The organism is Nocardia sp. NPDC004340, from assembly GCF_053602575.1.
In genome coordinates this window covers 904,270-926,945 of the sequence record NZ_JBSGDW010000003.1, presented here as the reverse complement: position 1 = coordinate 926,945, position 22,676 = coordinate 904,270, and the positions used below count along the sequence as shown (strand labels likewise).

22 protein-coding genes, 1 tRNA gene and 1 pseudogene are annotated in these 22,676 nt (G+C 66.5%); 15 read left to right on the top strand and 9 right to left on the bottom strand.

Annotated elements, in window-relative coordinates:
• Positions 1-4: 4 nt before the first annotated feature.
• Positions 5-256 (bottom strand): transposase, encoded by a 252-nt coding sequence (locus tag ACWEOI_RS16405; protein WP_452360162.1) that lies wholly within the window; start codon positions 254-256, stop codon positions 5-7.
• Positions 257-573: 317 nt separating this feature from the next.
• Here ACWEOI_RS16405 and hxsA2 point away from each other — a divergent pair, with 317 nt between their 5' ends.
• The 4 genes from hxsA2 (at position 574) to hxsC (ending at position 4,141) form a co-directional block, all read left to right on the top strand.
• Positions 574-1,149, top strand: a complete 576-nt coding sequence (gene hxsA2 / locus ACWEOI_RS16400) for a His-Xaa-Ser repeat protein HxsA2 (protein ID WP_452360099.1) — start codon at positions 574-576, stop codon at positions 1,147-1,149.
• An 86-nt stretch (positions 1,150-1,235) separates the two neighbouring features.
• Positions 1,236-1,526 carry a hypothetical protein gene (locus ACWEOI_RS16395; RefSeq protein WP_452360098.1) on the top strand — a complete coding sequence of 97 codons (291 nt, stop codon included), beginning with the start codon at positions 1,236-1,238 and terminating at the stop codon, positions 1,524-1,526.
• A gap of 3 nt (positions 1,527-1,529) precedes the next feature.
• Positions 1,530-2,984, top strand: coding sequence for a His-Xaa-Ser system radical SAM maturase HxsB (gene hxsB, locus ACWEOI_RS16390; RefSeq protein ID WP_452360097.1), 1,455 nt, complete (start codon positions 1,530-1,532; stop codon positions 2,982-2,984).
• Positions 2,981-4,141, top strand: a complete 1,161-nt coding sequence (gene hxsC, locus ACWEOI_RS16385; protein WP_452360096.1) for a His-Xaa-Ser system radical SAM maturase HxsC — start codon at positions 2,981-2,983, stop codon at positions 4,139-4,141. The genes hxsB and hxsC overlap by 4 nt, the downstream gene beginning before the upstream one ends.
• Before the next feature lie 21 nt (positions 4,142-4,162).
• Here the strand turns inward: hxsC and ACWEOI_RS16380 are convergent, their stop codons facing one another.
• A complete protein-coding gene (locus tag ACWEOI_RS16380; protein ID WP_452360095.1) occupies positions 4,163-4,528 on the bottom strand; it encodes a transposase in 366 nt (121 codons plus the stop codon).
• Positions 4,529-4,579: 51 nt separating this feature from the next.
• Between ACWEOI_RS16380 and ACWEOI_RS16375 the strand changes: the two are divergent.
• Together ACWEOI_RS16375 and ACWEOI_RS16370 are read left to right on the top strand one after the other, a co-directional pair.
• Positions 4,580-5,035 (top strand): annotated as a pseudogene (locus tag ACWEOI_RS16375) (transposase); the annotation flags it as partial.
• A 182-nt stretch (positions 5,036-5,217) separates the two neighbouring features.
• Positions 5,218-6,132 (top strand): hypothetical protein, encoded by a 915-nt coding sequence (locus ACWEOI_RS16370; RefSeq protein WP_452360094.1) that lies wholly within the window; start codon positions 5,218-5,220, stop codon positions 6,130-6,132.
• A 339-nt stretch (positions 6,133-6,471) separates the two neighbouring features.
• On the opposite strand, the gene ACWEOI_RS16365 is transcribed toward ACWEOI_RS16370, so the two are convergent.
• Positions 6,472-6,945: a transposase gene (locus ACWEOI_RS16365; RefSeq protein WP_452360093.1), complete on the bottom strand. Its 474-nt coding sequence runs from the start codon at positions 6,943-6,945 to the stop codon at positions 6,472-6,474.
• A gap of 180 nt (positions 6,946-7,125) precedes the next feature.
• On the opposite strand from ACWEOI_RS16365, the gene ACWEOI_RS16360 reads away from it, so the two are divergent.
• Positions 7,126-7,509 carry a hypothetical protein gene (locus ACWEOI_RS16360; RefSeq protein ID WP_433590774.1) on the top strand — a complete coding sequence of 128 codons (384 nt, stop codon included), beginning with the start codon at positions 7,126-7,128 and terminating at the stop codon, positions 7,507-7,509.
• A 406-nt stretch (positions 7,510-7,915) separates the two neighbouring features.
• Here ACWEOI_RS16360 and ACWEOI_RS16355 read toward each other — a convergent pair whose 3' ends face one another.
• Positions 7,916-8,074, bottom strand: a complete 159-nt coding sequence (locus ACWEOI_RS16355; RefSeq protein ID WP_452360167.1) for a hypothetical protein — start codon at positions 8,072-8,074, stop codon at positions 7,916-7,918.
• On the opposite strand from ACWEOI_RS16355, the gene ACWEOI_RS16350 reads away from it, so the two are divergent.
• Positions 8,004-8,384, top strand: coding sequence for a tyrosine-type recombinase/integrase (locus ACWEOI_RS16350; protein WP_452360092.1), 381 nt, complete (start codon positions 8,004-8,006; stop codon positions 8,382-8,384). The genes ACWEOI_RS16355 and ACWEOI_RS16350 overlap by 71 nt on opposite strands.
• A 40-nt stretch (positions 8,385-8,424) precedes the next feature.
• On the opposite strand, the gene ACWEOI_RS16345 is transcribed toward ACWEOI_RS16350, so the two are convergent.
• A tRNA-Pro gene (locus tag ACWEOI_RS16345) sits at positions 8,425-8,501 on the bottom strand.
• Between the two features lie 122 nt (positions 8,502-8,623).
• The gene (locus ACWEOI_RS16340) at positions 8,624-9,301 is read right to left on the bottom strand and encodes a TetR family transcriptional regulator (RefSeq protein WP_452360091.1); all 678 of its coding nucleotides are present in this window, start codon (positions 9,299-9,301) and stop codon (positions 8,624-8,626) included.
• Positions 9,302-9,372: 71 nt separating this feature from the next.
• Between ACWEOI_RS16340 and ACWEOI_RS16335 the strand changes: the two genes are divergently transcribed.
• The 3 genes from ACWEOI_RS16335 (at position 9,373) to ACWEOI_RS16325 (ending at position 12,877) form a co-directional block, all read left to right on the top strand.
• Positions 9,373-10,701 (top strand): lipase family protein, encoded by a 1,329-nt coding sequence (locus tag ACWEOI_RS16335; protein WP_433666462.1) that lies wholly within the window; start codon positions 9,373-9,375, stop codon positions 10,699-10,701.
• Positions 10,702-10,746: 45 nt separating this feature from the next.
• Positions 10,747-12,336 (top strand): GMC oxidoreductase, encoded by a 1,590-nt coding sequence (locus ACWEOI_RS16330; protein ID WP_452360090.1) that lies wholly within the window; start codon positions 10,747-10,749, stop codon positions 12,334-12,336.
• A gap of 382 nt (positions 12,337-12,718) precedes the next feature.
• Positions 12,719-12,877 carry a hypothetical protein gene (locus ACWEOI_RS16325; RefSeq protein ID WP_433666460.1) on the top strand — a complete coding sequence of 53 codons (159 nt, stop codon included), beginning with the start codon at positions 12,719-12,721 and terminating at the stop codon, positions 12,875-12,877.
• Positions 12,878-12,896: 19 nt separating this feature from the next.
• Here the strand turns inward: ACWEOI_RS16325 and ACWEOI_RS16320 are convergent, their stop codons facing one another.
• Entirely contained in the window at positions 12,897-14,069 is a 1,173-nt protein-coding gene (locus tag ACWEOI_RS16320) for an MFS transporter (protein WP_452360089.1), read from the bottom strand.
• 46 nt (positions 14,070-14,115) lie between these two features.
• Here ACWEOI_RS16320 and pdxR point away from each other — a divergent pair, with 46 nt between their 5' ends.
• Positions 14,116-15,573 (top strand): MocR-like pyridoxine biosynthesis transcription factor PdxR, encoded by a 1,458-nt coding sequence (gene pdxR, locus ACWEOI_RS16315; RefSeq protein ID WP_452360088.1) that lies wholly within the window; start codon positions 14,116-14,118, stop codon positions 15,571-15,573.
• An 8-nt stretch (positions 15,574-15,581) separates the two neighbouring features.
• On the opposite strand, the gene ACWEOI_RS16310 is transcribed toward pdxR, so the two are convergent.
• Positions 15,582-17,807 carry a protein kinase domain-containing protein gene (locus tag ACWEOI_RS16310; RefSeq protein ID WP_452360087.1) on the bottom strand — a complete coding sequence of 742 codons (2,226 nt, stop codon included), beginning with the start codon at positions 17,805-17,807 and terminating at the stop codon, positions 15,582-15,584.
• A 219-nt stretch (positions 17,808-18,026) separates the two neighbouring features.
• On the opposite strand from ACWEOI_RS16310, the gene ACWEOI_RS16305 reads away from it, so the two are divergent.
• Positions 18,027-18,524, top strand: coding sequence for a hypothetical protein (locus ACWEOI_RS16305; protein ID WP_433666456.1), 498 nt, complete (start codon positions 18,027-18,029; stop codon positions 18,522-18,524).
• 45 nt (positions 18,525-18,569) lie between these two features.
• Here the strand turns inward: ACWEOI_RS16305 and ACWEOI_RS16300 are convergent, their stop codons facing one another.
• Entirely contained in the window at positions 18,570-19,169 is a 600-nt protein-coding gene (locus tag ACWEOI_RS16300) for a TetR/AcrR family transcriptional regulator (protein WP_452360086.1), read from the bottom strand.
• A 151-nt stretch (positions 19,170-19,320) separates the two neighbouring features.
• Here ACWEOI_RS16300 and ACWEOI_RS16295 point away from each other — a divergent pair, with 151 nt between their 5' ends.
• Together ACWEOI_RS16295 and ACWEOI_RS16290 are read left to right on the top strand one after the other, a co-directional pair.
• Positions 19,321-20,163 carry an alpha/beta fold hydrolase gene (locus tag ACWEOI_RS16295; protein ID WP_452360085.1) on the top strand — a complete coding sequence of 281 codons (843 nt, stop codon included), beginning with the start codon at positions 19,321-19,323 and terminating at the stop codon, positions 20,161-20,163.
• Positions 20,160-22,535 carry a beta-glucosidase gene (locus ACWEOI_RS16290; protein WP_452360084.1) on the top strand — a complete coding sequence of 792 codons (2,376 nt, stop codon included), beginning with the start codon at positions 20,160-20,162 and terminating at the stop codon, positions 22,533-22,535. The genes ACWEOI_RS16295 and ACWEOI_RS16290 overlap by 4 nt, the downstream gene beginning before the upstream one ends.
• Positions 22,536-22,676 lie beyond the last annotated feature (141 nt).

Genomic DNA, 22,676 nt, shown 5'->3' with positions numbered 1-22,676 from the left:
GCGATCAACGTGGTGATCCGTCGGCGAGGCGACCCGGTCGCCCGCGCAGCGGACGAACCTTGTCGAGCAACTCTGGGAGCACCAGGTGGTCGTTGACGTTGGCCGCCGACAACGTGATCGCGAGCGGTAATCTGTTGCCACAGAGCAGGATATGGTGTTTCGACCCTGTCTCGCGGCGGTCGACCGGACTCGGGCCGGTGTCGGCGCTCCCTTTTCTCCCGCACGTCCGAGCCGTCGGGGATGACCCGGTCGAAATCGATCAATCCGGCACGGTGGCAGTGAGCGAGCATCGTTTCGTGCAGGGCTTCGAACACACCGGCTTTCTGCCAGTGGTGTGTCCGGCGAATCGTACACGCGCGGTAACACATGGGCCGATGGGTGCGGTCGTCGACGTCACCGGAAAGTTGTGCGGGCGCGTGAGGCCTCGATGTGTAACGGTCCTGCGGCGGGCGAGATACTAGTTGCGGTAACAAGTTCGAAGCTCGTCGGTGTGGTGATGGAGGGGAGTGACGATGGAACGTACGGACATTTCGTTCGCCGGGGTCAACTCGAGTTTGATTCTGGGAGGTACGAATGCGTGAGACGCCGAAGATCGTGAGTCTGACGGCGGCCCTCGCCGCCCTCGCGATCCCCACGGCCGCACAGGCAGTCGCGGAGGCGTCCGTCTCGACGGGAACGGACGAACCTCGCGTCACGGCGGCACGGGAGGAGGCCGGGCCGGAGCCTCGGGTTGCCTTGCCGGACGACGTCGAGTTGATGAGCTTCACGACGCATCGCGCCGACGATGGCACGTTGTTCGCGCGGCATGGTTCCCATTCGTCTCATTCATCCCATTCGTCTCATGCATCTCATGCGTCTTCCAGTCCGGGGTTCGGCGGACCGAATGTGCCGACGCCGGGTTACATTCCACCGCCTGCTGCGACCCCACCGGCCGCTCCGCCGCCTACCACGACCCCACCCAGCTCGCAGCCTGCTTCCGATCCGTTCGCTCTGGCGTGCACGCGGGCAAAGGAGGGCCGAGGCCTGAATGAGATCGCGGGCGAACTGCAAGAGGTTTTCGGCCTCGCTGCGACCGAGGCTGAGGATCTTGCCCAGCGAGCATTGGACCTGTGTACGGAGGTTGACACGACTGCGGTGCCCCCACAGTGACCGAGCAGTGCAGTTGCCTTCGAACTATGTCAGGTGCTCTCGGCGAGTACGGGTTTCGTGTTCTGTGATGGGATCGAGTGATATCGGTGTCTGATTTGGTTGTCGACTTCAGCAGGTCGGTGCAGTCGCTCGACGCGCTGCGGGAGGCCGCTTACCGTTTGATCGGGCAGGCGGCATGCCAGATCGACGAAGCGGACGGGCGATACGTCTGTCGACTCTCACCAACGCAGTCACAGCTTCGGGGCGATGAGTTGCGTACTCATTTCCTGAATCTCGTGACGGACGAGAACCTGCGCGAGAAGGTCGGTCGCGAGACCGGCCGGTTTCGCGATGTCATCGTCGCGTTGGCCTTCGGATCGCTGGCCGAGGGGGAGTGACCGTTGGTCGGCTTCGCCTCAGCGGACTCGTTCCGTCCCAACACGTCCCGGCTGCGACTCCTGCCCATTCGGTTCGAACGGCTCGGTGCAGACCGCTTCCTCGTCGGCAACATGGTTGGCGACATGACGGAAATGACGGCAACCGAGCTGGAGCGGTTGTGCGCGCTCGATCTCACCCCTGGAGACGGCCTCTATGAAAGGGCTTTCGAGAAGCTCTTCATCGGATCGGCCGATCAGCGCGCACCGCAGCAGCTTCTCGCCCTTCGTCTGCGTAGCCGCCTGAGCTTCCTGCGCGCCGCCACGCCATTGCACCTGTTCGTCGTCACGCTGCGATGCGAGCACTCCTGCCCGTACTGCCAGGTGTCGCGTCAGAGCAAGGACCGCGTCCGCTACGACATGGACCGCGCCACCGCGTCCAGAGCACTGGATATCGCCCTGTCCGCGCCGGCGCCGATGATCAAGATCGAGTTTCAAGGCGGCGAGCCGCTGCTGAACTTCGAGCTCATCCGGTGGATCGTCGTGACCGCTGAGGAGCGGGCGATGCCCCTGGGCAAACAGTTGCAATTCGTGATCGCGACGAACCTGGCACTCCTGGATGACGAAGTGCTCGAATTCTGCGCTGAGCACGATGTTCTGCTCAGTACCTCACTGGACGGGCCGCGCGATCTGCACAACAAGAATCGGCCCCGTCGTGGCCAGAACAGCTACGAGCTCGCGGTGGCCGGAATCGGGCGCATTCGAGAGAGGCTCGGCCCGGACCGGGTCGGTGCGTTGATGACCACCACCGAAGCGAGTCTGGATCGTGTGGAGGAGATTGTCGACGAATACCTCGCGCAGGGTCTCGACGGCATCTTCCTGAGGCCGTTGTCTCCGTACGGTCATGCGATCAAGACCAAACAGTTCCACAAGTACGATGCCCGAGAATGGCTCGAATTCTGGAAGCGCGGTCTTCGCTACATCCTGGAGATCAACAAGTCCGGCCGCCGATTTCCCGAGTTCTATTCGGCCTTGATACTTCGCCGGATGCTGAGTGATGAGCCCATCGGGTATGTCGATCTGAGAAGTCCCGCGGGGATCGGTCTCGGTGCGCTGGTCTACAACTACGACGGCACCGTATTCGCCTCGGACGAGGCGCGGATGCTCGCCGAAATGGGGGACCGCAGCTTCGAACTCGGCAACGTTCATGAGCATGGTTACCGAGATTTGGTGTTGTCCGACACGCTGGTGTCGGCGGTGGCGAATTCGCTGACCCAGACGGCTCCACAGTGTTCGACGTGCGTATTCGAGCCCAACTGCGGCGCGGATCCTGTATATCACCACGCGACGCAGGGCGACCTGCTGGGGATCAAACCGCTATCCGAGTTCTGCGAGCGACAGAAGGGCGTGATCACGCACTTGTTCGAACTGTTGGAACACTCACCCGAAGACGCCGCCGTTCTTCGAGAGTGGGCGTCGTGAAACCTCTTCTGCTTGTAGGACGATCACCGGCGGCGGACAACATCGGACTCGGTGACGAGAACCGGATCGTGCGGCTCCGCCCCCCGAACAGTGCCCCGTCCGATGATCGCGATGCCGCGCTGATCGTCGATGATTGTGACTGGGCGGCGGCGCAGGCGAATGGATTCCGGATCGCGGTCGGGCGCGACGCGTGCCCGGACAGCGCATCGTCGAGCTACCTCCGACTTCCGGCGGGGTTCGCCGAGGTCGGCGATGGCGATGTGATGAGCATCTACCCACGGTCGGGTCGAGTGAGGCTCCTCTACCGTCGGTCGTCGCGACACAACTTCTTCCTCGTCACCGAACGCTGCAACAACTATTGCCTGATGTGTTCGCAGCCGCCGAAGAAGGTCGATGATGGCTGGCTGATCGACGAAATCGCAGGGGCACTGTCACTGCTCGACCCGGCAACTCCCGCACTGACATTCACCGGCGGGGAACCGCTCACCGATTGGCGCCGATTCATCGGGCTGCTGGAGCTTTCGCGGGATCTGCTCCCGGGCACCGCGATCCACGTGTTGACCAACGGGCGCGCCTTCTCCGTTCCCGAGGTCGCGCACGCCTGGGCCGAGATCGGGCATCCGCAGCTATCAGCCGGTGTACCGATCTATGCGGCCGTGGATCACATTCACGACTATGTGGTTCAGGCCGCGGGCGCGTTCGACGAAACTGTTCTCGGCGTGCTCCGACTCAAGAACCTAGGGCAACGGGTCGAGATTCGTATTGTTCTGCACGCCATCACCGCACCGCGTCTCCGTGAGACCTGCTCGTGGATCGCGCGTAACCTTCCATTCGTCGATCATGTGGCTCTGATGGGCATGGAAAACACCGGCTTCGCGGTCGCCAACGACGCGACACTGTGGATCGATCCCGTCGATTACCAGGAGCAGTTGAAGGCCGGTGTCGACGCCCTGTCCGTCGCCGGGGTGAACGTTTCGATCTACAACCTGCCCCTGTGCGTCCTCGATGCCGGCATCCGGCCGTTCGCGGTGCAGTCGATCTCGGATTGGAAGAACGGCTACGTCGCGGAGTGTGACGACTGCTCGGTGCGCCACGAATGTGCCGGCTTCTTCTCGACAGGGCGACCGAAGTTCAGTCGCGGGATAGCCGCTATCTAGTGAGGTTCCGACTTAGAGCTCCTATCGAGTTCGGTTGCTGAGTCGTCGCCAGCAGATGAGTGCTGCGGCGAGGTCGAGGAATCCGTGGTGGGTGTCGGTGCGTCGCTCCCATCGGATGGCCAACCGCCGGTACTGGTGCAGAAGGGCGAAGGTCTGCTCGACGATCCAGCGGCCGGCGGTGACCTTGTCTCGGGTACCGCGGCGGGCGATATATCCGGTGATATGACGTTGCCGCAGTTCGGAATACACGCTGGGGTAGTCGTATCCCTTGTCCGCGATGAGGTTGGCGATCCGGCGACGGGGCTGGCCCGCACGCCCGCGCAGGGGCCGGACCCGATCGAGCAGCGTGGACAGCATCAGATGATCGTTGACGTTCGCCGCTGACAACGCGACGGCGAGCGGGAACCCGTTCGCGCAGGTCAGGATGTGGTATTTGGAGCCGGTCTGTGGCGGCGTCTATACCGTGTGGTGCTCGACGAGCTGGGCAGCCAAGGCTTGATCGATTGGGGTCGCGGGTGGTGATCGACGCAGCGAGCGTGTGAGCGAAAAAAGGGGGGCGATCTGACCGGCCCGAATCCGGTCGATCGCGGCAAATCCGGCTCGAAACTGCACGTGCTGTCCGATCGCGCGGGAATCCCTCTGACCGTGGGAGTTTCGGCGGCCAACACCAATGACGCCGAGGCGCTGCGGCCACTGGTTCAAGCGATCCCCGCGGTCCGATCCCGGCGTGGGCCCCGACGCCGCAAACCGTCGAAACTGCACGCGGACAAGTCTTATGACATCGCTGAGCTGCGCCGGTGGGTCCGCGACCGGGGCATCGCAGTCCGGATCGCCCGCAAGGGCGTCGAATCCTCTCAGCACCTCGGCGCTCATCGCTGGGTCATCGAACGAACCTGCTACAAGAAACTCGCGAAGACCAAACCAGCGACATGACCGTCTAAGGGCAGCGTGTGGAAGGCGTTGCGGGAGCGAGGTGTTGAGATGCGGCCAGCGACGAGATGATCAACCTCGTTCCAGCTCAGAGATTTTGACTTGGTCTGCAAGCGCGTCCAGCGCCGTTGGCGGATGATCTAGCCATGACACACCAGCCGACTGGCGCGCCAAGCTCAACCCCACCTAACCCGCCTCCAAAGAAGCAGCGGGAGCCTATGACTCGCGCACACCGGCTGCAGCTCTTGGCACTTGCAGTAACCGTAATATTCGGTATCTCTTCTACTTACTCCGGCTTTTGGGGCAAGTTGTTTCACAACGAAGACTTAAGCAAAGGGAATGCCACCAACTACTTCAACCAAACTATAAACATGCCTGCCCCTTCTGGCGAGGCCAGTCCGGCGGACCCGCACAGGGGATGCTCGAATACCGTAGATGATTCAACTGGCGGCTGGGGACCAGCGCGAATACCTTTGAGTAAGGATGATTTGCTTCCCTGGCCGGGGTTTAATCAGGACAATTTGCCCGGCTATGGAGACGAACGAAATTTCTATACTGGCAGCGTGGCAAATGCAACGACCGATGAACAAGCAGTCAACGCCATTGGTGTCGGAAAATTTGAATCGAGGATAAAAGTTGAACGGGGAAAGTACTATGTTCTCATGATCTATATCCACAATAGCGCCGGGGATGCAGATGGCAAGATCGCAACTAACACCCGAGCAAAGGTTAATCTGCCGACGTGCACGGGGCGGCAGATAAGTTCAAATGCATTCATAACCTCTGATAACGCCCAGCCTGGAGAAATTTATGATGGAGTGTCGTTCTGGTCTGACGAGGACTTCAATCTCGCCTATGTGGCTGGCAGCGCTCGAATGTGCAACAACTTCTTTACATGCAGAGATGACGTATCTACAAAAGGCGTGCCGTTACCAGATGATATTTTGACCAGCCACGGAGCACTTCTTGGATACGACAAACTTGATGGTAAGTTCCGGGGAAATTACAAGTATAGCGCCTATATTTATTTGACAGTGCGACCACAGTTTGCGCCGTCCTGACGTTGCCTTAGGTTCAGCACCTGATGTTGCCGTAGTGACAATAAAGAGTGTGTCTGGAATACGATTTCCATCGTGTCACTTGTATTAGAAACTGCAGCGCCGCACACACATCGTCCCTGACCTGCTCAGAAAGCTCAGTCGCCCTTGGCAGGTAATCAAGATCACGAAGGCCGATGAGGCTCAACCGGAAGACGAGAAGCGTATCTAAGTATCGTTTCGTGCGTACACGCTGGCACTGACGGCAGCGCATCGTTGTGTTGAAGAGGTAGCCCACCTGCGGCACATAGCCAACGATCATGACCTCTTCGATGTACCACGACCGTGGGGGCAGATGGAGGCTCATGCTGCTTCCTCCAGCTGCTGCGGCCTGTACTTCTTCGGCCCATGGGCAATGACTCGGTCCAACCAAGCCACGAGGTCTGCGGCATCCGGATTATCTTGCAATGCATGGTGCAGACGGATGAATAGCCCGCTCCTGAAATAGTTGTGCCATGAATCTTCGACGTGTTCGCCGTAACGCCGAGGTAGGTTTGCCCACCCAACGTTGTTCATCAGCTTGTAGCGCATACCGTTGAGGTTGCGGCGTTTTCGAGCAAGTTCGGTTTCGTTCAGTGGACGCAGTCTCGGTGCGGCACTTTGTGATCCGAGCTTTAGCCGCGGGAAGGCGGGGACGAGCAGCTGCCACTCCGCATCGGTCAGGTCAGTACTGGCCGGCCCCGCGACGTAGGTCCATGCTGCAAGAAGTTCCTTCGGCGACAACAGCCGGACCAGATCCTCCGGCACCGGGTCTCGGATTCGGCTCGATGCCAGCATGTTCTCCAACTCACGGTGACCGCTAGCTTCAGCGGCGGTATCACCGAGTCACTTGCGAACGATAGTGTTCGTTGACCGGGGTTTCCGGGTGAAGGATGGAGTGGCTACGTGAGTGGAGGAAGCATGCTGGGCCGTAGAATTGGCTGGGGCGCACAGTGTTTGGTGGCATCGGGTGCGGCTGTGGCTTTGAGTGCCGCGCCGGCCTCGGCGGCCGAGGTGATCGACCTGGGAATCGGGTTCAGCAACGGAACCCTCTTCGTCGGCGGAACCTACGCTTTGAGCGCGACGGCTACCGGCGGCGCCATGGGATCGGTGGCGATGTTGCCTTTCGTTCCCGGCGGTGTGGTGTTCGAGGACAACGGGGTCTGTGTCGGTTCGGCCAAGCCGTCGTACTCGAGTCTCGCGTCCGTGGACTGGACCCCGAGTGTTGTCGGTGAGCACACTCTCACCGCCACCTACGAGGGCAGCCGAAAGACCATTGTCGTCAACGTGGTGCCGCTCGCGGACGGTACGACGAGCGTGCCCGCGAAGCCGGGCAACTGCGCGGGTACCGGTAGCGCGTAGCTCCCGGCGCGCTAGGACTCTGATCGGTTCCCGCTCCCCGACGGGTGCGGGCAGCGGGAACCGTGCCCGAACGATCCATTGCACGACAGCGCGGTCGATCATGCCGCTGGTGATGATCGGTGGCGGCAGGTGCCCCAATGTCGGTACGACGCGTTTGCGCCAGCCGGACAGGTAGGGATCCTTGGTTTTTCCTTCGATTCCGGCCAGTGCGAGGTCCATGTTGTCGGTCCCGTACTGCTGCAGGCTCGTGCACGCGAGCACTGGGTCGATATCGCGTGCGGCGAGCCGTTTGAGCCTGTCGATCCAATTCTGGGCTTGGGCTTCGGTTTCGAACACTTCCGATTTCGACAGCCGTGCGTGGGTATGCGGATCAGGCCAGCGGATGCGAGCCTCACGGTGAGATCGGCTACTCCGTGGACGGAACGATATGGCGGGCGGCTAGATACACCTCGTGATCGTGCTCGGGGTATTTCGCGACGCGTTCGGAGATCTGGATGAAACCCGGTCCCTCCAATGGCTGGCCGCGCCGCCACCGACGCAGGGTGGCGAGGCTGCGCGATGCCACACATTGGGATGATGTGGTGGCGCGGTTGGGGTTCGAGCATCTCCGGCGGCACGATCTGAGGCACACCGGGCTGACCTGGTTCGCGGATGCCGGAGTGCCGCTGCATCGGCTTCAACGAATCGCCGCGCACACCGATCCTCGGATAACCCAGCGATATCTGCATCCGAACATCAGGGCTCTGCAAGGCGACAGCTGTTGGCACGCTACCTGGCGCACGGGGGTCCCCAGATATCCGAGCTACTGGCCCTCATGGGACCGGACAATCCGCGTGCGGAACCGAGTGGCCCCAAATCTGCGGGTGATCGAATAACGGAAAATCCCCTCCGACCGAGGTCGGAGGGGATTTTTCTTGGTCGGGCTGACAGGATTTGAACCTGCGACCACTTGACCCCCAGTCAAGTGCGCTACCAAGCTGCGCCACAGCCCGTTGCATTCGCTCTCGCTCGTGCTCGACGAGATTACCCCACTACCCCCCTCTATATCCAAATCGGCTGGTTATCGGCGTGTGGGTGGGGTTGCTGGGGGTTGTGGGGGGAGGGGTGGGTGGGGTCAGGGTTGTTCTGGCGCAGGGGTTTCCGTGGGGGTGCGGACGAAGGGGGCGGCTACGTCGGGGGAGAGGGGGTAGGGGGTGGTGGCTTCGCGGCGGGTGAGGGCTTCGGCGGCTTCGGGTTCGTTGTTGGTGGTGAGGCGGTGGATGGCTCGTTCGAGGATGGGGAGGACTTCGGGGACCTGGAGGGTGCCGTCGGCGCATTGGGCGAGGAGGGAGGAGGTGAGGTTGGCGAGGATGACGGCGATGTCTTCGAGGTAGCGGGGGGTGGCGCCGGCGAGGACGGCGGCGGCGATGGGGAAGACGGCGTCGAGGCCGTGATTGTCGAGGCGGTGACGGGCGGGGCCGGTGCGGGCGCGGTGGTAGGCGGTGAGCATGGTGGGGTGGCGCTCCCACGGGTCGAAGACGTGGCGCATGACCCGGAGCAGGCCGTCACGGAGGGGTTCACCGGGCGGTGGGGGTTCCATCGGGAGGTAGGTGTTGTCTTCCATCCAGGCTTCGATGGCGGAAACCAGCAGGTCATCGCGGGTGGGGAAGAACTTGTAGATGGTGGTGAGGGAGACGCGGGCGCGGCGGGCCACCTCGCGGAGCTGGACGGCGTCGGGACCTTCGGACTCCAGGAGGGCGCGTACCTCGAGCAGGATTCGTGCCCGTATTGCCTCTTCCGTCTCCTTCGCCATGCCGCTACAGTAACGCCGTTACTCGAGTAACCCGGTTACTCGGGGTGTGACTTCCGTGGAGAAAGAGCACTATGCCTCGTCAGCAGTACTCGCCCATCCAGGCTGCCCGGCAGCCGATCAGCCTCGTCAAAGTCGCCGTCGCGGCGCTCGCGGTCGTGGCCAGTTGTGCCGCGGCGCCGCCCGCCGCGGCCGACCCGGTGAGCGACTTCTATTACCCGCCACAGCAATTCGATTCCGCTCCCGGCGCGGTGATCAAGACCGAGGCCATGTCGGTGCTGCCCGCGCTGCCCGCCGCCGACGGGACCTGGCCGCTGGCGGCGCAGCGGGTCATGTACACCTCTCGCACCCAGGACGACACGCCCGTCGCCGTGACCGGCACGTTCATCGATTCCAGCCGCCCGTGGCAGGGGCAGGGCCCGCGCCCGACGGTGCTGATCGCGCCGGGCACGGTCGGACAGGGTGACCAGTGCGCGCTGTCGCTGGCCTTCCCGACCGGTATGTACGCGAGTCTGACCCCGCCGACCTTCTCGGCGAACCAGGAGGTCCTGGCCGCTTTCGCCTGGAACGCGCTCGGCGCGCGGGTCTTCGTCACCGACTACATCGGGATGGGCACGCCCGGTATCCACACCTACGCGAACCGGATCGAGGAGGCGCACGCCGTGCTCGACGCCGCCCGCGCCGCGAACCGGCTCGCGGGCACCGGGGCGGACACGCCGCTCGCATTCTGGGGGTACTCCCAGGGCGGCGGGGCGAGCGCGGCCGCCGCGGAGATGCAGCCGGGCTACGCGCCGGAACTGAACCTGAAGGGCACCTGGGCGGGCGCGCCGACCGCGGATCTGTCGGCGATCCTGGACCGGATCGAGGGCAGTCTGATCGGCGGCGCGGTCGGGTTCGCGCTCAACGGCTTCCTGGACCGGTATCCGGACCTGGGCCCCGAATTCAATTCTCGGGTGACGCCCGCCGGGCAGGGTCTCCTCAGCGAACTGTCGAACGCGTGCATCGGCGATGTGATCGCGCTGCATCCGTTCCTGCGCACCAACGCCTTCACCGTCGATCAGCGTCCGCTTGTCGACCACATGCGTGAAATCCCGTCGATCCAGGACATTCTGCGGCAGCAGCGGATCGGATCGCTGACCCCGGCCAGCCCGGTGCTGATCACCAGCGGCGTCAATGACGACACCGTTCCCTACGGTCAGGCCAAGCAGCTGGCGACCGATTGGTGCGCCGCGGGCGCGACGGTCAGCTTCCGCACCAACGAATTGCCGCCCATCCTGTCGGGCGCGACGATTCCCAATCACTTCGGTCCGGAATTGATCGACGGTTTCGGCACCAACAATGCGATCGGCTATCTGATGGACCGGCTCAACGGCACACCGCTCTCGGGTTGCGCCTTCGCCTGAGAATTCCCGCCGCCGTTCCCTTCTCGCCGATCACACAGGTGTTCCATGTCTGAAATCTCGCGTCGCTCCCTGCTGTCCGGAGTCGCCGCCACCGCCACCCTGCTCGCGACCGCGCCCACCGCCCGCGCGGGCATCGCCGCCCGGATCAACCGGGTCGAGCTCACCCGGGAGGACCATCGGGTCATCGTCATCGGCTCGGGGTTCGGCGGCGGGGTGACCGCGCTGCGCCTGGCCGAGGCCGGGGTGCCCGTGCTGCTGCTGGAACGCGGAATGCGGTGGCCGACCGGTCCGAACGCCACCACCTTCCCCAATGCCACCGCGCCGGACAAGCGGATGCTGTGGCATCGGTCGAGTCCCGAATTGTTCGGCAGGCCGGTCGCTTTCGACAAGTACACCGGTCTGGTGGAGGCGGTGCCCGGCGAGAACATGACGGCCCTGTGCGCGGCCGGACTGGGCGGCGGATCGCTGGTCTACCAGGGTATGTCGTTGCAGCCGACCGAGGCGGTGTTCAGCGCCCACTTCCCCGGCGGCCTCGACTGGGCGGCGCTCGACAGCGTCTACTACCCCCGCGTCGCGCGCATGCTGGGCTTGGCGGTGGCACCCGACGAACTCGTCGAGACGCCGAACTACAAGGCCGCCCGCGTTTTCGCCGAGCACGCCCGCAACGCGGGGCTCCCCGTGTCGAAGATCCCCATGCCCATCGACTGGAATTACGCGCTCGCCGAACTGCGCGGCGAGATGGCCGCCTCCTACACCAACGGGGCCGGTTCCCTCGGCGTCAACAATGGCGGCAAACACACCGTCGACGTCACCTACGTGGCCGCCGCCGAGGCCACCGGCCGGGTCACCGCACAAACCCTGCACGAGGTCACCGATATCGAGCGCGCCCCCGACGGCCGCTGGACCGTGCACGTGAACCGCACCGACACCGCGGGCACGGTGCTGGAGAACAAGATCCTCACCACCAATGCCCTGGTGCTGTCGGCGGGCAGCCTCAATACGACCCGCCTGCTGGTGCGCGCGGCCGCCAAGGGCCAGATCCCCGATCTGCCCGACCAACTCGGCCGCGGCTGGGGCACCAATGCCGACCGCATCTACGTCTGGACCGCGCCCACCGAGGAATTCGGCCGCGCCCAGGGCGGACCCGTCGTCTACGGCAGCCTGAACTGGGACGACCCGCACGGCGCGCACACCGTCATCCAGGCCTCCATCCCGCCGCTGTCGGTCGACGCGCGCAGCACCATGATGGTCGGCTACGGCGTCAGCACCGGCCGCGGCGAATTCCGCTACGACTCCGCCGCCGACGCCGCGACCCTGCACTGGCCCGCCGACGGCGACGCCGCCATCCAGAACAACCACATCGGCCCCGCCGTCCAGCGCATCGCCGGCCCGTCGAGCACCCTGCTCGACACCAACCTCGCGTTCCCCTCCACCTGGCACCCGCTCGGCGGCGCCAGCATGGGCGCGGTCTGCGACCTGGACGGCCGGGTCCTCGGCCAATCCGGCCTCTATGTCCTCGACGGCGCCCTCATGCCCGGCAATACCGCGGCCTGTAATCCGTCGATGACGATCGCCGCGCTCGCCGAGCGCGCCCTGGATCGATTGGTGAAAACCGATGTGGGACACGTGATCTGACAACCGAACGGGTCATTCCCTCAGTCTCACTATCGGTGGTGCGTTGTTTCGGAATGGAGAGAATTACGGACCACCGTCGCGTCGGAAACTTTCCACTCGCGATTCGATAAGTGGTCTACTTGACGCACCCCACTGAAGGGGAACTCAAACATCCACGCCGACAATCGGAGTCGAGCATGTTCCGCATACCGATCGAGAGCCATGAAGCGGTGACCATGATGACTACCGCGTCCGCGCGGGACGTGTTGCGGGTACACGAGGGGTGCCCGATGTCAGTGTGCGCCAGGAAACGTCAGGCAATTGCCGTGATCAATGCGGCGGCGCAGCGGATGGGGGTGCGGGCGTGAGGGTGGTTTCGCACGACGCGCCCGACTATCCGGTCATGAATTTGCAAGCGGCGCAGCGGGGTTTGACCGTGCATCAGGGGTGCGGTGAGAGTTGTGATGCGCGGCGGTATTTCCAGGGACTGGTGCCCCGGCTCGAGACGATCGCCAAGGAGATCGAGTCGATGCGCGGGCGGTCCAGTTGGAACATCTGGTAGCCGCCCGTACGCGGATCGGTCACCGACGGGAGCGGTGAATGATGGGCAGGGCGAGCAGGATCAGGCCCGCGCCGATCCAGAGGACGCCGGTGATCGGGAGCGCGTTGACGATGACGCCGCCGCAGAGGGCGCCCAAGGCGATGGAGATATTGAAGGTGGAGACGAACAGGGAGGAGGCGGCCTCGGTGGTGTCGGGGGCGGCGCGCATGATCCAGGTTTGGAAGGTGACGGGGACCGCGCCGTAACCGAGTCCCCAGACGATCAGGGCGGCCGCGGCGGTGATGGTGGTGTGGTCGGCGACCGCGAGGGTCAGCATGGCCAGGGTGAGCGCCGCGGCGATGGCGGTGGCGGTGCGGCGCAGGCTCTTCGACACCAGGCCGCCGGCGGCGAAGTTGCCGGTGATCCCGGCGATGCCGAAGACCAGCAGCAGGGGACCGATGGTGCTGTCGCCGACGCCGTGGTCGAGGAGGATCGGCCGGACGAAGGTGTAGGCCAGGAAGTGACCGGTGATCACCAGGAAGGTCAGGGCCAGGGCGGAGCGCAGGGCGGCATTGCCGCGGAACACCTTCGGCAGATCGGCGAAGGTGAAGCTGTGTTCGGCGGGCAGGCGCGGCAATAGGAACGCCATGGCCACCACCGAGAACAGGCCGAGCAGCCCGACCACCGCGAAGGCGGCGCGCCAGCCGCCCAGGTCGCCGATGAACGTGCCGGTGGGGACGCCGAAGACGGACGCGGTCTCGACGCCGCCGAAGATGACGGCGGTGGCCCGGCCGACCTGATGTTCGGGGACCAGGCGCAGCGCGATACCGCCTGCGATGGACCAGAATCCGCCGACGGCGATGCCGATCAGGAACCGTGCGAGCAGGACGACCGCGAAGCTGGTCGCCATGCTGGAGGCCAGGTTGGCCGCGCCCATCAGGGCGATCAGCGCGATGAGCATCAGCCTGCGGTCGACGCGGCCGGTGAGGACGGTGATCAGGGGCGCGGAGAACGCGGCCACCAGGCCGGGCACCGTGACCATCAGTCCGGCGGCGCCTTCGGAGACGCGCAGCGCCGCACCGACCGGGGTGAGCAGGCCGACGGGCAGCAGTTCGGAGGTCATCAGGGAGAAGATGCCCAGGGCCACGGCCAGGACGGCGAGCCATCCCCGGACCGGGGTGCGCTCGCGCTCGGCGATCCGAATCGTTGTCATGACATAAACGTAGGGCCGGAAAGACCCACGTATAGGGTGCAATTCCATGGAGGAAAGATGGGTCAATTCCGGCGGGTCAGCGGCGCCGGTTGAGACCGATCAGGGCGTCGACCTGCATCTGGAGTTGAGCGGCACGGGTAATCGCCGCATCCGGCTGATGGCCGCGTTGCGAGAGGCCATTCGCTCCGGGCGGCTGGCCCCGGGAACCCGTCTGCCCCCGTACCGCAGCCTCGCGGTCGATCTGGGGATGGCCCGCAATACGGTGGCGGCCGCCTACACCGAGCTGGTGGAGGAGGGGTGGCTCACGGCCCGCCAGGGTGCGGGCACGCGGGTGGCCGAACGGGCCGCCCCGGCCCCGGACGAGCGCGCCGGTCGGCCGTTCCGCCCCGGCCCGCGCCGGGTTCACCACGATCTGCAGCCCAGTTCACCCAATGCGGCGGCCTTTCCGCGCGCCGACTGGATCGCGGCCACCCGTCGCGCCCTGAACGCCGCCCCCAATGACGCCTTCGGCGTGGGTGATCCGCGCGGCCGCCCCGAATTGCGCACCGCCCTGGCCGAATACCTGACCCGCGCCCGCGGCGTGCGCACCGACCCCCGGCACATCGTGATCTGCTCCGGCTTCGCCCACGGGCTGCGGCTGCTGGCGACCGTCCTGGACGGCCCGATGGCCATGGAGGCCTACGGACTGGACTTCTACCGCGACATCCTGCACGGTGCGGGGAAACGCACCATCCCGCTGACCGTCGATTCCCACGGCGCGCGGATCGAGGAACTGCCCGCCACCGACGCCCGATCGGTCCTGCTCACCCCCGCCCACCAATACCCGACCGGCGGCCCCCTGCATCCGGAACGCCGTGCGGCCGTGATCGATTGGGCCAGATCCAGCGGCGGCGTCCTGCTCGAGGACGACTACGACGGCGAATACCGCTACGACCGCCAACCCGTCGGCGCCGTCCAGGGCCTGGACCCCGACCGCGTCGTCTATCTGGGATCGGTCAGCAAGAGTCTGTCCCCGGCCCTGCGCGTCGGGTGGATGGCCCTGCCCGCCCGTCTGGTCGACGATGTTCTGTCCGCCAAGGGATCCCGGGAGATGCAGGTCAGCGTCGTGGACCAGCTGACCCTCGCCGACTTCTTCACCACCGGGGCATACGACCGGCATCTGCGTCGCACCCGGATCAGCTACCGCCGCCGCCGGGACCTGCTGGTGCGCACCCTCGCCGAGCGCGCCCCGCACATCCGGGTCGGCGGCATCGCCGCCGGACTGCACGCGGTCCTCGAACTCCCGCCCGGCACAGAGGATTCCGCCGTGCACGCCGCCCGCCGCCAGGGTCTGGCCCTCGACGGCCTGCGGCGCTACCGGCATCCCGACAACCCCATGCCCGACCGCGACGGCCTGGTGATCGGTTACGCCACACCGTCGGACCACGGCTTCACCGCCGCGCTCGAAGCCCTCTGCCTGGCCCTGCCCGATCCGCCCGACGCCACGCGGGATGCGGACGGCTGACCCGAGATTCAGCCGGCCGGCGGGGCCGTCGAGCTGACGGGGCTGCTGGAGGTGATCGTGTAGGCGCCGACGGTGATGGTGATCGCCTGGTCCGCGGTCACCGAGGTTCCGGCTGCCGGGTTCTGGGCAATCACCTTGCCGTCCTTGGTGGAATCCTTGGTCGGCCCGGTGGATTTCGCGATGCTGCCGTGCCAGCCGAGAGCCTGCAGAGCAGACGTGACGGCGGCGGGGGAGAGGCCGATCAGGGTGGGCACGGTGATGGTCGTGGTGGTCGGGGGACCGGAGGACACGGTCACCTTGACCGTCGAGCCGACCGGCTTCGCGGTCCCGGCGGCCGGGGAGGTCTCCAGGACAGTGCCTTTCGCGCTCTTGTCCTCACGCTGAGCCTGTTCGACGACGAACCCTGCGTTCTCCAGACGCGCCTTCGCCTGCGCGATCGCGGACCCGACGACATCCGGCACCGGAACGGTTTTCGGCTGCTGGGATGTGACCGGAGGCGGCGTGTACGGGGCCGCCGTGGTCGGCTGGGTGTAGGGCGCGGTCGTGACCTGCGGAACCTCGGTGGTGGTGGTCGGTTCGGTCGTGACCGCCCCGGTGGTCGTGGCTGTGATGGTGGGCGGGTTCGAGGCCGCCGCATTGCTCGGTCCGGAATGGCCGTCGCCCGCGCGCACCAGCAGGTACCCGAGGACCGCCACGGTGACCACCAAGGCCAGGGCCAGCAGAATCCGGCCGGGCCCGCGGCGTTTGCCGGGAACGCTTGCGCCCGTACCTGTCCCGGTGCCCAGGTCGAATCCGGTACGGGTGCCCGGGACCTCGTGGGGCCCGCTCAGATCGGACGGCGTGGGTCCGGTCACGAAGCGGGTAGGCGCGGGCCCGGTGCTGCTCGAACCAGGCGCGGGGCCGGTGGTCTCGCGCATGGGTGGGGGTCCGGTCACCAGCCGAGTCGGCGCGGGACCCGTATGAGGACGCGTCGGCGCGAAACCGGAAGGGACCGAACCGGGACCGGAATTCGCGCGGGCCGGTGCCGGTCCCGTATTCGGATTGATCGGCGCGGGACCGGTATCGACCCGGGTGGGTGCGGGTCCTTCATTCAAACGAGCCTGGTCGGGCCCGGCATTCGCCCGACCGGGTGCGGGCCCGGTGTTCAGCCGAGTAGGCGCGGGCCCACTGTTGAGGCGAGCCGGAGCCGGTCCGCTGTTCCCGCGAGCAGCTCCCGGACCGCTGTTCAGCCGCGTGGGCTCCGGCCCGGGCCGCGTGGTGGCGGGACCGTGACCAGGCCGGATCGGAATCGGCAGCGGTGCCGGAGGCATGGTGGTGGCATTGCGTTCGGGTTGTCCCGCACCGGATCTGGGCCCGCTGACGTGCACCGTCCCCGCCGGCGCGGTCCGATGCGTCCCCGGCTGACGCAGGATTCGCGAGGCCGCCCAGGCGAGATGTGTGCAGGTGTCGAACCGCCGTTCCGGGTCCTTGGCCATGGCCCGGGCGATGAGCTCGTCGAATCCTCGTGGCAGCGTGGGGTTCCGGTCCGAGGGCATCGGCACCGGCTCGTAGGCGTGCCCGTAGATGATCTGCCCGACGTTCTGCCCGGGGTAGGGCGCCTCCCCGGTCAGCATGTGAAACAGCGTGCACCCCAGCGAGTACACGTCGGCGCGCCGATCGGCTTCCTCGGGCCGGGTGAGCCGTTCCGGGGCCGCGTACTGGAAGCTGGCCAGGATCTCCCCGTTCTGGGTGAGCTGGCGGCTCTCGTCGAGGGATTTGGCGATGCCGAAGTCGGTGAGCACGGCGCGTTCCGGACGTCCGTCCGCGAGCAGGATATTGGCCGGTTTCACGTCGCGGTGCAGGATGCCGGTGTCGTGGGCGTGGTCGAGCGCCGCCGCGGTCTCGGCGATGATGCGCACGGCCCGTGCCGGGTGCATGGGTCCCTCGCGCAGCGCCCGCGCGACGTCGCTGCCGTCGACGAAGGTCATGGAGATCCACAGCCGGTCGTCGTCCTCGCCGCGCGCGTAGACGGTGACGATGTTCGGATGCTGCAGGCGCGCAACCGTATCGGCCTCGCGCTGGAACCGGGCCCGGTGTTCGCGTTCGCCGCCGGGCAGGGTCAGCAGTTTCAGGGCCACGAATCGTGGCAGGTCGCGGTCTCGGGCTTGATAGACCGCGCCCATTCCGCCGGCCCCCAGCTTTCGCAAGATCTGGTAGCCGGCGAAGTTCTCACCGGGTTCGAGCGTGCCTCCCACGGAGGTGATATCGCGATAGACGCCCGCTCCGAAACGTTCGGCGTGTCGCGCTCGCGCGAGTCGGGCTTTTCGATCATGGTCCTGCCGTTGGGTCGCCGGACGTGGCAATGACCTTGTAGTCTTTCACAATTCGGTGGGCGGCCCCGGCTACTGTCTGGGCTGTCTTGCATCCACCGGGTACTGGAAGCAACCGGTCAACAGCAAAGGGGAACGCCGGACGTGGACGTGGGAGCAGTGGCGGCGGCCGCGCAATCGGGTCGCAGCAGCGAAGCCATCGTCGCCGACACCGAGCAGCAGGTCATCGAGATGCTCACCAACATCGGGCGCTACTACCAGGCGATGTACAACCTCGGCGACATCCGTTCGCCGGGTGCGGAGTTGCGTGCGGCCTGCTCGAAACTGCTGACCGTCGCCAACTGGCTGGACACGGCCCGCGACGAGCAGTACCAGGACGCCCCGTCGTCCGACCCGGGCGGGCCCGCGCCGGAGCAGAACCGCTCGCTGCCGCGGGTGGTCGCGGATTTCCTCGCCGAGCACCCGGAGCAGACCTGGACCCCCGCCGAGGTGATCGCGGCGTTGCAGGGTCGTGGCGTGGAGCTGCCGATCAGCGCCCGTCACCACGTCGCGGTGGCGCTGGGTCGAATGGCGCAGCGCGACAACAGCAATGTCCGCAAGCTGGACCGCGGCAAATACCAGTACGCGGCGGACTCGGCCTAGCCCGATTCGCCGCTTCCGGCGCCTGTGCCGGATTTGTCTGCGCGCCTACGAGATCCAGGCGATGAGCTCGTCGATGTAGGCGCGGAAGAGCGTGGCCATGTCGACCCCGTCCGGGTCGACCAGCCACTGCAGTTGCAGGCCGTCCATCATGGCGAAGACCTGCCGGGCGACCGCCGCGGGGTCGATGTCTGCGCGCACGCTGCCGTCGGCCTGCCCCGCCTTGAGCGCCGCGCCCAAGTAGTCCTGGAGTCGCCGGTACCGGTTCTGGGCCCAGCCGTGCGCGGGATGGTCGACGGTGACGGCCTCGCTGGTGAGAACCGTGAACAGCCGGACCAGGCCCGGCACGTGCGTGTTGTGATCCACCAGCTGCGCGAGGCGCACGAGGGCGTCCTTGCCGCGCAGCTGCTGATCGAAGCCCAGCCGGTCGTAGTCGAGGCGGTCGCGGTAGTCGAGGACCGCGGACAGCAGCGCCGCCTTGTTGGGGAAGTAGTGCAGGACCCCGGGCTGGGACAGGCCGCAGCGTTCGGCGATCTCGGCGATGGACGTGCTGCGATAGCCGTTGTCCGCGAAGGCCTTGCGGGCCTCGTCGATGATCTGCTCGCGGCGGTCGTCGCCCCGGCCGCGGCGTCGGGGATGGGGCGTCATGTGGTGGGACACTAGTCAAGCGTGTTGAGCAGGCAAAACCCGACTAGGGTAACGAAACGATAACGTTACCTAATGACCACTCGGTAAACGCGATATCCGCTGGCACACTCGGGGCCAGCCGTACAAGGCAGTACGAGGGAAGGATCGCCGGATGAGTCAGGCCCTGATCACGCCGTTCACACTGCGGGGAGCCGCTGGAAAACTGGCCGCCTGGGAGGCCGCGCCGCCCGCCGGGACCGAATACCGCGGGACGGCGCTGCTGGTGCCGGGCTTCACCGGCTCGAAGGAGGACTTCGAGGACATGCTGCCGCTGCTGGCGGACGCGGGCTATCGGGCCGTCGCCTACGACCAGCGCGGGCAGTGGGAGTCCGAGGGCCCCGACGAGGTCTCCGGCTACACCCTGGCCGACTTCGTCGGTGACCTCCAGGGCGTGGTCGACCAGATCTCACCCGACGAGCCCATCCATCTGGTCGGGCACTCCTTCGGCGGCTACGTCTCCCGCGTCGCGGTGATCGAGCGCCCCGAACGGTTCCGCACATTCACCCTGCTCGCCTCGGGCCCGTCCTCGGTGGAGGACATCAACTTCCCGCCGCCGCTGCTGATCGCGCAGATGGTGGAAGCCGGTGGGCAGGAGGTGATCTGGCAGCAGATGAGCGCGGTCATGGCGCAGGCGGACCAGCAGCCCTCGCCGCAGCGCCAGGAGTTCCTGCGTGAGCGGATCCTGCGCACCAAGAAGGCCAATATCGTCGGCATCCTCACCTGCATGGCCGAGCCGCCGGTGAAAGATCCAGCGGTGCTGCGGGATTCGGGCGTGCCGCTGCTGGTGGCCTACGGCGACACCAATGACCTGTGGGCCCCCGAGGTGCACGAGCGTTTCGCCGCCCAGCTGGGCGCGCAGACCGCCGTCTACCCCGGCTCCGGCCACGTGCCCAACGAGGACGTCCCCGACCGGGTCTGCGCGGACCTGGTGACCTTCTGGAAGGAACGAGCATGACCGACGCCATCGACGACCTGCTCGCGAAACTGGATCTGCCCGCCAAGATCCGGCTCGTCTCGGGAGCCAACTTCTTCCGCTTCGCCGGTGACGAGAGCATCGGCCTGGCCGATATGCCGGTCTCCGACGGCCCGTCCGGCGTGCGCGGCGAGCAGTGGGACGAGCGCGACCCGTCGGTGAGCCTGCCCTCGGGCACCGCGCTGGCCGCCACCTGGGACCGGGACCTGCTCACCGACATCGGGGCGCTCATCGCCGCCGAGGCCCGGCGCAAGGACGTGTACGCGGTCCTGGGCCCGACCATCAACCTGCACCGATCCCCGCTCGGCGGACGGCATTTCGAATGCTTCTCCGAGGATCCGATGCTGACCGCCGAGATGGCCGACGCCTACGTGCGCGCCGTGCAGGCGCACGGGGTGAGCGCGTGCCCCAAGCACTACGTCGCCAACGACTCCGAGACCGAGCGCTTCACCGCCGACGTCATCGCCGACGAGCGCACTCTGCGCGAGCTCTACCTGTACCCGTTCGAGCGGTCCGTGGAGGCCGGCGCGTGGATGGTGATGGCGGCCTACAACTCCGTCAACGGCACCACCATGACCGAGAACGACCTGCTCGACGAACCCTTGAAGGGCGAGTGGGGTTTCGACGGCGTGGTGGTCTCGGACTGGACCGCCGTCCGCTCGACCCAGGGCGCGGCCAAGGGCAACGACCTGGCCATGCCGGGCCCGTGGGAGTTGTGGGGCGCGCCGCTGGAACAGGCCGTGCGCGTCGGTCGGGTCCCCGAATCCGCGATCGACGAGAAGGTGCGGCGCATCCTGCGCTTCGCCGAACGGGTCGGCGCGCTGAACGGAACCCCCACGCCCGTCCCGGCATTCACCGACGAGCAGTCCCGGCAGTTGGTGCGTGAGGCCGCCGCGCTGGCCATGGTGCTGGCGAGCAATGACGGCACCCTGCCGCTGCGCGCGCCCGCCCGGGTGGCGCTGCTCGGGTCCGCCGCCGCCGAACCGCGGTTCATGGGCGGCGGCAGCGCGACCGTGATCCCGGCGCACACCACCTCCCCGCTGGAGGGGCTCTCCGAGGTGCTGCCGGTGGTGTACACCCCCGGTGTCCACCTGAGCGAGAACATGATTCCGATCCCGCTGGACCTGGTCACCGATCCCGAGACCGGCGAGCCCGGGCTGTCGCTGCGGTACCTCGGCGAGGGCGCCGTGCTCGACACCGAACACCGCACCGCGGGCAGCCTCATGTTGTTCGGCAACCCGAACGCGGTGCGGGCCGAGGCCATCGAACTGCGCGGGCGGCTGCGCGCCGACGTGGCGGGGGAGTGGCGGATCGGCTTCGCGGGCGTGGGCGCGCTGACCCTGGCGCTGGACGGCGAGCAGGTGCTCGAGGAGACCGTGCTGCCCGACGGCGCCGACCCGGTCGAGATGCTGCTGAATCCGCCGCAGCGCTTCGTGACCCGCACCCTCGCCGAGGGGCAGGAGATCGAGATCCTGGTGCGCATGGTGCCCGGCGGCGGCTTCCCCGCCATGGGCATCACCTGCGCGGTCGGCCGCCCGCGCCGCTCCGACGACGACGAATTCGCCGCCGCCATCGACCTGGCGTGCACCAGCGACGTGGCCGTGGTCGTGGTCGGCACCACCGAGCAGATCGAATCCGAGGGCTTCGACCGCACCACGCTGCGGCTGCCCGGCCGCCAGGACGAACTGGTCGCCGCCGTTGCCGCGGCCAACCCGCGCACCGTCGTGGTGGTGAATTCCGGCTCCCCCGTGGAGATGCCGTGGCGTGACGATGTCGCCGCGGTCCTGCTCACCTGGTTCCCCGGACAGGAGTTCGGCGCGGCGCTGGCCGACGTGCTGACCGGCGTATCCGAACCCGGCGGCCGCCTGCCGACCACGTGGCCGGTGACGATGGCCGATGTCCCGGTGCTGGACACCAAGCCCGGACCCGACAACGCGCTGCCGTACTCCGAGGGCATTCACATCGGGTACCGGGCGTGGCTGAAATCCGGTGTGGCCCCGGCTTATCCGTTCGGCCACGGACTCGGCTACACGACCTGGGAGCTCGACGAGCTGACGGTGTCCGGCCGCACCGCGACCGTCGCCGTCCGCAATACCGGGGCGCGCGCCGGTCGTCAGGTCGTGCAGGCGTACCTGTCGCGTGCGGACAGCGCCGTCGATCGCCCGGTGCGCTGGCTCGCCGGATTCGCGGTGATCGAGGCGGGCGCCGGTGAATCCGTCAGCGCCACCATCGAATTGCCGAGGCGCGCGTTCGAGCACTGGACCGCCGACGGCTGGGCCGTCGAACCCGGTTCCTTCACCCTGCACGTCGGCACCTCGGTGACCGCGCTGCCGCTCACCGCCGACGTCGGCTGAAAACCCGCATCCACCAAGGAGGTCCGGCCGTTCGCGGCCGGACCTCTGACATTCAGTGCCAGCGATTCTGCAGGGCTATCGATCCGGATGCATTGTTGACAAGATCATGTAATATCTGGCGACATCGAAAGGGGCTGCACA